General features: G+C 50.7%; 7 protein-coding genes and 1 pseudogene. 6 read left to right on the top strand and 2 right to left on the bottom strand.

Annotation, left to right across the window (positions count from 1 at the left end):
• The first annotated feature begins 314 nt into the window (after positions 1–314).
• The 5 genes and pseudogenes from VZT47_RS07845 to VZT47_RS07825 all read left to right on the top strand — a co-directional run bounded on the left by VZT47_RS07845 (position 315) and on the right by VZT47_RS07825 (position 8,226).
• A pseudogene (locus VZT47_RS07845) lies at positions 315–3,398 on the top strand (autotransporter outer membrane beta-barrel domain-containing protein).
• Between the two features lie 936 nt (positions 3,399–4,334).
• The gene (gene dnaB / locus VZT47_RS07840; protein ID WP_330224418.1) at positions 4,335–5,702 is read left to right on the top strand and encodes a replicative DNA helicase; all 1,368 of its coding nucleotides are present in this window, start codon (positions 4,335–4,337) and stop codon (positions 5,700–5,702) included.
• A 10-nt stretch (positions 5,703–5,712) separates the two neighbouring features.
• Positions 5,713–6,456 (top strand): uracil-DNA glycosylase, encoded by a 744-nt coding sequence (locus tag VZT47_RS07835; protein ID WP_330224417.1) that lies wholly within the window; start codon positions 5,713–5,715, stop codon positions 6,454–6,456.
• A gap of 170 nt (positions 6,457–6,626) precedes the next feature.
• Positions 6,627–7,013: a four helix bundle protein gene (locus VZT47_RS07830; protein WP_330224416.1), complete on the top strand. Its 387-nt coding sequence runs from the start codon at positions 6,627–6,629 to the stop codon at positions 7,011–7,013.
• Positions 7,014–7,140: 127 nt separating this feature from the next.
• Complete coding sequence (locus VZT47_RS07825) at positions 7,141–8,226, top strand: L,D-transpeptidase (protein WP_330224415.1); 1,086 nt, start codon at positions 7,141–7,143, stop codon at positions 8,224–8,226.
• Between the two features lie 239 nt (positions 8,227–8,465).
• Here the strand turns inward: VZT47_RS07825 and VZT47_RS07820 are convergent, their stop codons facing one another.
• Both VZT47_RS07820 and VZT47_RS07815 read right to left on the bottom strand, forming a co-directional pair.
• Positions 8,466–8,930, bottom strand: coding sequence for a hypothetical protein (locus tag VZT47_RS07820; protein ID WP_330224414.1), 465 nt, complete (start codon positions 8,928–8,930; stop codon positions 8,466–8,468).
• Positions 8,931–8,938: 8 nt separating this feature from the next.
• Positions 8,939–9,391, bottom strand: coding sequence for a VOC family protein (locus VZT47_RS07815; RefSeq protein WP_330224413.1), 453 nt, complete (start codon positions 9,389–9,391; stop codon positions 8,939–8,941).
• Between the two features lie 194 nt (positions 9,392–9,585).
• Between VZT47_RS07815 and VZT47_RS07810 the strand changes: the two genes are divergently transcribed.
• Positions 9,586–9,768 (top strand): hypothetical protein (locus VZT47_RS07810; protein ID WP_330224412.1); only part of this gene is annotated, 183 nt, incomplete at its 3' end.

Below are 9,768 nucleotides of genomic sequence, written 5' to 3'. Positions count from 1 at the left end.
TGTCCTGAACATGGCAGATACGCTGAACCAGCGCCCACGTCGTGTTTTGGGCTACCATACACCGTCAGAACTATTTGATGCATTCCTCGATGAAGTTTATGCTATTGAGTGTGTTTCTTGATTATGAGTGTTCAAATTCAACTTGCAATTTACCATTATTTATGATAGAATTTAAATGACTGTACAGTTTCTCCTATGCCGCAGCTCCTTTCCTTCCAGAGTTCTGCGGACGGCTTCCGTGTCCTGCGGCAGCCCGTGCGGCCTGATCCTGACCAAACCTGAAAAATTTTCCATAAAGAGAGTGACCCCACGAGATGACAACACTGCGAACAATCAAAAACAAGAAAATCCAAACCCTGACTCTCGCTCTGGCACTGACTTCCCTTTTTGGGGGAGGCGCCCGGGCTGCGGAAGTGTATTTCTATGGTTCTGACCTGGCAAATGATACCACCGCCTGGAATGCTGCAACGCAGACCGCAACTTTGCATGCGGACAGGAGCATAGGCAGGGTATTCACCTACAACAGCTGGATGCAGTCGCATCCGGACACGGAAGCGCATTTCACTTCCCTGATTTCAGTGGATTCCTATGCCGTCGCCGGCGCAAAGGGTACGGAAAAGCTGACGCTTACCGGCGATATGGCAGCCACCTATGCCAATCATCTGGCCGTCAGGAATCTGGACACTCTTGAAATCACAAAGGGTACCTTCGGTTTCGACTCCACGTACGGCAATGGTGACGGTACGGGCGCCGGCATCTATATCGATCATGTCAAAAATGTCTCCATTTCCGGGACGGCGGGGACAATCTACGGGGACATCAACGCAAAGACCGAGCTGAAGGATATCGATACGCTGACGCTGGAATCTGACATCAATCATAAAGATGAGTACAGGAATTATTACAATGGCGACGCGAAGATCGACAACACGATTTTTGTCGGCTATGGCAGCCGTGTGGACATCAGTGCTCAAAATACGGTCCTTTCAGCCCGCGGGCGCGCCATCGCCGCATCGGCTGCGAGCGTGGAAAACATCAATATCTCTGAAGGTTCATGGGAAACGGCTACGCCTTTTCCCGTGGTCAATGTGATCAGTGACCGCCTGACGATCAACGCCGCAACCCAAAAGAACAGCAGTGCTGCTGTCTTCAGCCATTTGGGCGCAGAAGTCAATCTGGGCAGCAAAGAGCATCGGATCACGGATCTGGTCTTTGGCAGGAACGAAGCAGCCGGCACGTATGCCAATATGGACCTGTACGCTGCCACGCCTGTCTATGAGGATAAGGCGGCCACCCGGAATGACAGATACAGCTCCACGATTGCAGAGGGCAGGAGCGCGGACGACTATATCAAATACCGGTCAGTCATCAACGTCTATGCGGAAAATGCGGAGTTTCATGCCAATACGAATGCGCTGAACGCCCGGAACGATTCTCTGATCAATGTAGATGCCCGCAAAGCTGTCATCAAAAGCAGGTACGGCAATGCCGCCACAATCAATTCCAGCGGCAATTCCACCGTAACCGTCACGGGTGCTGATATCACTGTTGTTAACCAGAACACCCATTATCTGAAAGACGGCGAAGCAGCTGCACCTGAAAAGCCCAAAGCAGCCATTTCTGCCGGCGGTTCGGTCAATCCTTCCCGTAAGGATCTGCTGCCGGACTATGGCGGTACGGACGATCCTGCCGGCGATGTCGTGATCCGCGCCGGCAAAAAGCTCCGTATCGACGGCAATATCATTGCGGACAGTACGCCCGCAAGGGCGGGAGGCAATTCTGTCGCCATCAACAAGGAAAACACCTCAGCCCTCGTTGATGTCACAGGCGATATCTATACCAGCGGGAACAATGAAGTGATTCTGACCCTTGGCGATGGCAGTGCCGCCGGGGAGGCGGGTGCCTCTTCTCTTACCGGTGCCATCCGGGATGATGCGTCGTCAAAGCCGGGATTTGCCTTTGACGATACCACATTTTCGGAAAAAGGCACGCAGCTTACAATGAAAGATGCCCGCTGGAACGTGACGGGTGACAGCGAAGTATCCGCCGTCCATATGGACGGCCGCAGCGTGCTCGATATGACTCAGTCCGAAGGCTTCCAGAAAGTAAAGATCAATCAGCTCACCGGTACGGGCACCATCAAAATGGATTACGACGACAAAAAAAGCAGCACCGACGGTTCCTCAGCGGATAAACTCTTCATCAACAGCCACAGCGGCACGCATTATCTGCTGCTCCATGAAGCAAATGGAACACCGCAGCTCACCGGAAATGCCAAAGGTACGGTCCTCGCAAGCATCGTCAGCGAAAACGGCCGTTTCCTGGCGGCTTCCGATGACAGGCTGACCTGGAACACCTACGAGCTGGACCGGAAGGCAAGCAGCACTGCTGGCTATACGGTGGACTGGTTCCTGAAAGATAAGAGCCGGGTCACTCCCGTCCCGCAGGTCCCCACCCGTTCTGAAGCGGCTGCCATGCAGTCTTATAACACCAGCTACTATCTGTGGCGGGACCAGAGCGAGCGCCTCAGCAAACGCCTGGGCATGGCCTGCTTTGACGAAGACCGGGAAGGCATCTGGACGAGGATGAGTGATTCATCGCTTAGCAGCGACGGTATCTTCGGCAGCGATACCAGGGTGAAGCGCTATACCATCGGGTATGATTTCAAGCATGACAGCGATGAGAAGCCGGCAGAGCCGGGCAGCAGGCAGACCCGTGATTTCAGCGGTCTTGCCTTTACCTATACCAAAGGCCGCAGCGGCATGGACAGCTTTGCGGTCGGCGGGGACCTGCGCACTGCGGGCGGACGCGGCGATATCCGCGGTTCCGCTCTCACTGCGTACCGGACGCACATCGCCCGGACCGGTGCCTATTCGGATCTTACCCTGCGTTACAGTACTTTTAAGAACGATTTCAAGTATGACGGCGCGGAAGGATCCGCTAAAAGTTACGGCATCCAGGCCGGCGCGGAGTACGGGTACCGCCTGGAAAACGCGGAAGGCTTCTTCATAACGCCCAACGCGTAGCTGACGCTGGGAAGACTTTATAACAGGGCCTTCGATACTTCCGCCGGTGTCCATGTGGCCCCCGGCCATCTGAACAGTGCCGTCTTAAGACTTGGCATCGATGCAGGCCGGAGGCTCACTGACAGCAGCCAGATCTACGCCAAGGTATCCTATAACAAGGAATTCGGCGACAAGACCGCTGCCATGTTCTCTCAGGATGGAGCGGCCGCCTTCCTTTGCGGCGGCAGCAACAGCACCTGGTGGGAATACGGCCTGGGCGTCGATTATAAAGTCGGTCACGCCAGCCACCTCTATATGGATATCGAGCGGGCAAGCGGCAGCAATTTCCAGAAGAACCATTCCTGGCGGATCGGCGCCCGCTTCGATTTCTGAAGGATCCTGCCGCGCACTCATTCCGGACTGAGTGCATCACAAAGACGCAGAAAGCTGTTTATACGGCATCCTGCGTCTTTTTGCTGTTTCATGGGTTGGCATGGTGTCCCATGGTGCATGGCTGCCGGCGTCCTGTGGTTTAATCATCTGTTTGTTTGCGGCAAAGTCGTCATCAGCAGAGCATTTGATTTTGTCCGCTTTCTTAGTAAAATGGAATCTGACAGTACTGGATTTGAGGAGGGAATAGGGTGCAGCTGAAAAAAATCGACCGGGACCTTACGGTCTGCAAGGTTGCGGACGTGAGTGAGCTTGATCTGAAGCAGGATTTCTATTGTTTATAGTAATATAAAAATACCCAGAATGTTCATTAAAAATTCCCCACCCTGATTGCTGATGAGGACCTATGTTTTCCACAAGAATAGAGCATCTTGAACAGATCCCCTCTATTATTTATCCTTTATCTTGTAATTGCCCAATTACAGGTAAAGGAGGAAAGGACATGCTCAATATGCTCCAAGTCAATTATATCAAAGAATTGTATTCTCAAGGCCAGTCAATTTCCCAAATTTTCGCCCGAAGAACGAACAACGAACAACGAAGAACGATTCCTCCATTGACTCTAAAAGGATGAATGTTTCCCATGACGATCCATCTGAAAAAATTCTATACCACGCAATAGATATATAAGAGGGCCGCCCTGCAAAATTGGCCTGCAATCCCGACAATCCCGATATTCCCGACACTCCCGAATTCCCCGATTCAAAGTTCTTTACCCTGTAGTTTCCATCTCATTTACCCCATGACTCGAAATTTCATGTATAATAGAAGTAATCATTTCTTATCAAAATGCAGCGGGGAGGAATTCTTTTGGCTGATTTCAACAATACTTACGACAAAGACCGGAAAGAGTGGAAGAAGCAGGATACGGATACCCAGATTATTTCCCGGGTGCCGCCCCAGAATATCGATGCGGAAAAAGCTGTCCTGGGAGCCATGCTTCTGGATAAAAATGCCATTGTCACTGCAGAAGATATGATGCTTTCGGCGCCGGATTTTTACCGGGAGGCGAATGCCATCATTTTCCAGGCCATCATGAATCTGTACCACCGGGGAGAGCCGGCAGATATTTTGACGGTGGTGGAAGAATTGAAAAAACTGGGCCGCCTCGATGATGTGGGCGGGATTCTCTATGTCAATGAACTTCCTGTTTCCGTAGTGAGCACGAAATCGGTGGACCGGTATGCGCAGATCGTGGAAGACAAGGCAAAACTCCGCCGTCTCATCGATGCAGCCGGGACCATTGCCGATGAAGCCTATTCCGAAAGGCAGGATGTGGCAGACATTACGGATAATTCGGAAAAGCTCATCCTTTCCGTCACCCGGGATGAAAGAAAAAGCGACTTCACCTCCATCGGTGAAGCGGTGCAGCAGGAACTTCATAATATTTCCGAAAAATATAGAAATAAAGTTTCCATCACCGGCCTGGCTACCGGATTTCCATCTCTCGATGCCCTGACCACCGGTTTCCAGAAAGGCGATTTCATCATTGTCGCTGCCCGTCCGTCCATGGGGAAAACGGCTTTTGTCCTGAATATGGCAAAGAATATGTCTATTTCCTCGGCCCACCGGTCGGTGGCTTTCTTTTCCCTTGAAATGTCCAGAGAGCAGCTGGTGCAGAGACTCCTCTGTTCCACGGCCCTGGTAGACAGTTCGAAACTCAGGACCGGCCGTATTTCCACCCAGAAAGAATGGGACCAGCTGGCCAATGCCGCTTCGGTCCTTATGGATGCGCCTCTTTATATCGATGATACCCCGGGCATTTCGGTTTCCGAAATCCGGTCCAAATGCCGCCGTCTGAAAGCGGAGCATGGCCTGGATATCATCATGATCGACTATCTCCAGCTCATGCAGGCCAAAAATGTAAGAAACGGGGATAACCGGCAGCAGGAAATTTCGGAAATTTCGAGATCCCTGAAGAGCCTTGCCCGCGAACTGAATGTGCCGGTCATCGCTCTTTCCCAGCTTTCCCGAAGCGTCGAAGCCCGCCAGGATCACCGGCCCTTCCTTTCGGACCTGCGTGAATCGGGATCCCTGGAACAGGATGCGGATCTCGTCAGCTTCCTCTATCGGGAAGCCTACTATAACCGGGAAATCGAAGACGATGATCCGAAGAAAAATGAAACCGAAATCATCGTGGCCAAGAACAGAAATGGCCCGGTGGATACGGTGAAACTCCACTTTGCCGGCCAGTTCACCCTCTTCTATGAAATGACGAACCAGGAACCGCCGCCGGATATGCAGTAAGAGGTGACCTATGGATTTATTTGGACACGAAGACCCCGAAGAATACGCCGAAAGGCGGCACCGGGAACTGCTGGGAACCGAGAAAGCAGAGCCCCATTTTGCCAGTCATGAAGAAATAGAAAAGGCCATACGGACCTGCGAGGCCTGCCCTCTCCGGAAAGAAGGAGGCCTGGGACCGGTCCTTTCCTCGGGCCCTTCCGATTCGCCCCTGATGATCGTGGGAGAAGGACCGGGAGGGGTCGAAGATGATTACGGAGCGCCCCTGATCGGGCCCTCCGGACAGCTCCTCGATAAAGCCCTCTTTTCCGTGGGAATTACAAGAGACCATGTGTATGTGACGAATATCGTCAAATGCAGGCCCCATGGAAACCGGACCCCCACCATCCAGGAAGGAAGCTTCTGCGGCTCCATCTGGCTGGTGAAGGAAATAGAACTGATACGGCCAAAAGTCATCGTAGGCCTTGGAAAAGTGGCCCTCCGCTTTTTCCTCGGACGGGACGCAGGAATCATCCGCTCCAGGGGACACTGGATCAATTATCACGGAATCCCCGTGATGCCCACCTTCCATCCCGCCTACCTGTTACGGCAGAGCGGACGGGAACTGGTGAATGCCAAATGGCAGGTCTACTACGATCTTTTAGCCGCCAAAGAGCAGGCCCGGAAAGCAGCGCCGGACTGGGTCTGGAAGAGCGAGGTTCCGCCGAATCTTCTCGCATCCCTGGATGAAGAAAGGAAACGACGTCACAGAGTTTAAAGTTATCAGTTCTCAGTTATCAGTTATCAGTTGTTCCATTCAAGTGAAATGACTTTTTGTTCAATTGGAATCTATGTAAGAATTCCTTTTTCTGTAAACTGCGAACTGATAACTGAGGACTACCTGATAGATGGTCAATTAGTTTCTCATTCTTGGTGAGGTATTATCCCATGGCCGGTTTCAGAGATATTCAGGCATGGCAGAAAACCAGAATCCTGATTAAACAAGTCTATAAGATATGTGACAGACTTCCGGATTATGAAAAATACGGATTGGGAAGTCAGATGCGGCGAGCCGCCATTTCTATTTCCTGCAATATAGTAGAGGGTTCCGCCCGGGGAAGCTGGGTGGAATTCATACGGTTTCTGAAAATAGCCAGAGCATCTGCTGCGGAACTGGAAACACAGCTGATTCATTGTCATGATGTGGGCTTTTTTACGGAAGAAGAATTAATGGAAACCGCCCTTCTGGATCAGGAAGTCCAGCGTCTGATTAATGGCCTGATTCAGGGAATCAAAGACAAATGGGGCGTAAAAGAGGATCCATATGAGTATTGAAATGACTTGTATGGTATAGTTTATAAATAAATCAGATTATTTGCAGCAGAGAGCCGGTTGGCAGATATGGGAAAACTGATAACTGCTAACTGATAACTGCTAACTTTTTGGGGGATTAAGCCGAAATATGATTAAGAAGTTTTTATTAGTAACTGCTATTGCACTTTCCATTGCCGGAGCAGCCGTTGGAAATGCCCAGGCAAAAGGTTATTATGGAAACGGTTCCACTGAAATGACGGTGACCAAGAATAAAGAAACGAAAGTGATTGCGCCGGCAAAGAATGCCAAGAAAGCGCCTCCTTTCGAAGCCATTTCAGAGGAAAAAACGCCAGTCAAAAAAGAAGCGCCGAAAAAGCCGCGGTTTGAAGACAAGAGGATCGAAGTCAATCTGGCCAGCCGCCTTCTCACCCTGTACCAGGGGGATGTAGGCATCCGTATGTATCCTGTGGCTCCGGGCAGACCCGGAAAGGATACGGAGACACCGCTTGGCAGAAGAAAAGTGGTGGCCATGATCGAAAATCCGGAATGGGTAGATCCCGATGATGAAGAACATCCCGTTCCTTCCGGTCCGGAAAATCCGCTGGGCTACCGCTGGATCGGGATTGGCGGAAATTATGGCATTCATGGGACCAATAATCCGAACTCCATCGGAAATTATGCTTCCCACGGGTGCGTCCGCATGTATGAAAAAGATGTGGAAGACCTCTTTGCCCATATCGTAAAGGGAATTCCCGTAGATATTATTTATGAACGAGTGGTGGTCCAGGAAGAAACGGACCATACCGTGGCGTACTATATTTATCCGGACGGCTATAACCGTCAGCCTCTGGACGCCAGGGCAGTGCGGGAAAAACTCCGCCCCTTCGGCGTGGCCGGATTCCCCACGGATCAGGAACTGGAAAATGCCATCTATGCTTCCGATGGAAATCCCCACTATGTGGCCAAAGTCTATGACCTTTACGTCAAAGGGAAGAAACTGGAAACAAGAGCCTACGGCAAAGACGGTCATATCTATATCCCCGTATTCCCCGTGGCCCGGGCAGCAGGAATCCGGGCAGAATGGTCCCCGAATTTCCAGATGCTCACCACCCCTTACGGAAAAGCACCGGGCATTCAGAAATGGCATGCCCTTTACATCGATGCCAATGACGCACCGGCCCTGCTCCACCTGAATGCATCGCTGGATGAAAATTATAATGTGGAACTGAATTGAAAAAGTTATCAGTTATCAGTTCTTAGCGATCAGTGAAGGAAGGCCCGCCTCAAATGATGAAGCGGGCCATTTTTATATGGTGTATTGGATTATTTTTTAACGTGGAACAGGAATTTCCATTAAAAAAAGCGGCGCTTTTATTTTCTGCGCCGCACCTTCACTGCGAACTGTTCACTGCGAACTGATAACTTTTATTTCAGGCTTTTGAAACAGAATGGGCGGAAAGCTTTTCGCCCTTTTCATTTCTTCCAGTCATCCCATGTATCCGGAAATATGAATCCCAGCACCGTTCCTCCCAGGAGGATGGCGTACTTGATTCCGGCGGGCATGAAAAGATCGGAAATGATATACAGCAGCATCACCACGATGCAAAGCTCACTGCCCCGCGGATAGACACGATACCGCTGGAGCCAGGAAGCGCCCAGAAGTACATTGGCTAGGAGGGTCAGAAGAAATTGAAGGGCTCCGATGAGGATTTTACTTGCCGTATTTCCAAGGAGTCCGGAAAAAATAATAATCACCGTCATGAGGACGATGGGAAGAAGGACGGAAATAAGGACGAAAGGAAGACGCCTGGCAAAAGTCTTCCGCGAAATGATTTTCCGCGCATCAAAAGACGTCTTCTTCCAGGTAAGAAAAACGATCATCACCGCCGAAAGGACATATTCAGCGATAAAAAACAGATTGGACTGGTAGGGTGTCATAGCTCTCCTTATTCGATGAACGCATTTTCATCATTTTCCGCAAACAGCACATCCTCCGCGATATTTCCACGGTCTTCCTTCTGATTGACATACCGGGCAATCTCGATGAGATTCCCGTCGGGATCCCGGAGGTACAGGGACTTCATGGGCCCCCGCGCCCCGTGACGGTCCACAATTCCCGTAATGAGGGGTGCCTTTTTCCCTTTCAATTCCCTTTCCACCTCTTCCAGAGGCGTCTCCGTAATGATACAGAGATCGATACTTCCCTCTTTCGGATTCAGAGCCGCCGGCTGAAACTCCCCCGGCCGCTGATGGATATTGATTTTGCAGTTTCCGAAAAGAAAAGCATACCGCCCGTCCGCTTCAGAAAGGCTCATGCCCAGGATATCCCGGTAAAAATGGATGCACGCTTCCAGCTGCCCCGTGGTCAGCACGATATGGTCAAAATTGATGAGCTTCATAATATTTCTCCTTGATAAAGGGTACTTACCCATTTTAACCATTTTCGAGGAAAAGTGCAAAGAAAAGACGTGATTCGTGGTTCGTGGTTCGTGAAGGTGCGGCGCAAATTCATGGGCGCCGCAAATATGAATAAAAAGGGCAGTATGCTGCCCTGGTACGTATGAAACTGATTACGGAACCAAATGCAGGCTAAATGTCTCTAACCATCAGCATGCGATTGTTCAAGGCTCCCCAAGTTACTATAAAACCATTATCCCGAAAAACCCAAAAAAGGGCGCACTTACCCCAGGGTCCATTTTTTAGCTTTTTTCAGTTAGCGATTGCCATGGTAGATGGAATTTCTCCGGCCCAACCCAATTTTATTAACCCTTTTAAT

The organism is Dialister sp., assembly GCF_036343215.1.
In the GTDB taxonomy this organism is placed as follows: Bacteria; Bacillota; Negativicutes; order Veillonellales; family Dialisteraceae; genus Dialister.
This window is presented reverse-complemented; position numbering and strand designations above follow the sequence as displayed.